This is a genomic window from Mesorhizobium sp. B1-1-5, from assembly GCF_006443065.1.
Classification (GTDB): Bacteria; Pseudomonadota; Alphaproteobacteria; order Rhizobiales; family Rhizobiaceae; genus Mesorhizobium.
Genome location: NZ_VFWS01000626.1, coordinates 1 through 1064 on the forward strand (window position 1 = coordinate 1; position 1064 = coordinate 1064).

A 1064-nucleotide genomic window follows, 5' to 3' on the forward strand; every position below is an offset into this window, starting at 1 on the left:
GATGTTGCCCGCGGCAAGGCTGACCGGGATCAGCAACCCGATCGTTACCCAGAAATAATCGGCCGGTTGGCCAGCTTCGCCGCGTGTAAGCGCGACCATGACCGCACCGATGAAGCCGACCGCAATGCCGATGACGCCGAGCAGGTTGGGGCGCCGAACGCCAAGCAAGATCGAGAACACGAGCGTGATCACCGGCGATAGCGTGAACATGATGCCCGTATATCCCGCGCCGAGATGCGGGATGGCCGAAAACATCAAGAGGTTGGGAAAGGCATAGGACACCGCCGCCGTGACGAAGAAATAGCGCAGCTTGCGCGCCGTAAGCTTGATGCGCTCGCCACGCAGCAGGAGAGCCAGCAACAGCACGCCGCCGGCACCGAGCGAGATGACGAAGGCCCAGACCATGGCCGGAACGCCGGCGGCGGTCGCAAGCTTGCCGAACGGCAGCGTCAGGCCAAGCAGGGCGCCCGTCACGACCAGCAGGCCAAGCGCCGAATCCCAGAGAAATTTCATCTGATGGTCCTCGTCATCGTCGCCGGCACTTGGCCGCCACTTCATTTTCCGATAAGATAACGAAAAGATTCTTAACGTCAAGATACATGGCAGAATAGATGGACAGGGCGGCAAAAGCGATCGAACAATGGAACAGGGAGAGGCCGGACCTTGACGTCTCGCCGATGGGCGTGATCGGGCGGTTGAATGAAGCATCCTCGCTGATTGCCCGCGAGCGCCTCGCGCCGTTGTTTGCGCGCTATGGATTGCAGGCCGGCGAATTCGACGTGCTGGCCACGTTGCGCCGCTCGGGCGCGCCCTACGCGCTGACCCCGACCGCCCTTTACGAGGCGACGATGGTGACCTCGGGCGCCATGACCAACCGGCTCGACCGGCTCGAAACCTCAGGGTTGATCGTGCGTGGTCCGCATCCCAACGACCGGCGCGGCATCGTCGTGCGGCTGACTGAAAAAGGCCTCGCTTTGATCGACGAGGCCATTGCTGCCCACGTCGCCAACGAGCACGAGATTCTTTCCGGCCTGACGCAAGCCGAACGGGAAACGCTTTCGCGC

General features: G+C 62.4%; 2 protein-coding genes. One reads left to right on the forward strand and one right to left on the reverse strand.

What is annotated here, in order from left to right:
• Positions 1 to 513 (reverse strand): EamA family transporter (locus tag FJ980_RS33885; protein ID WP_140547698.1); only part of this gene is annotated, 513 nt, incomplete at its 3' end.
• Positions 514 to 611: 98 nt separating this feature from the next.
• On the opposite strand from FJ980_RS33885, the gene FJ980_RS33890 reads away from it, so the two are divergent.
• On the forward strand, positions 612 to 1064 hold a 453-nt coding region (locus tag FJ980_RS33890), incomplete at its 3' end, for a MarR family transcriptional regulator (protein WP_140547699.1).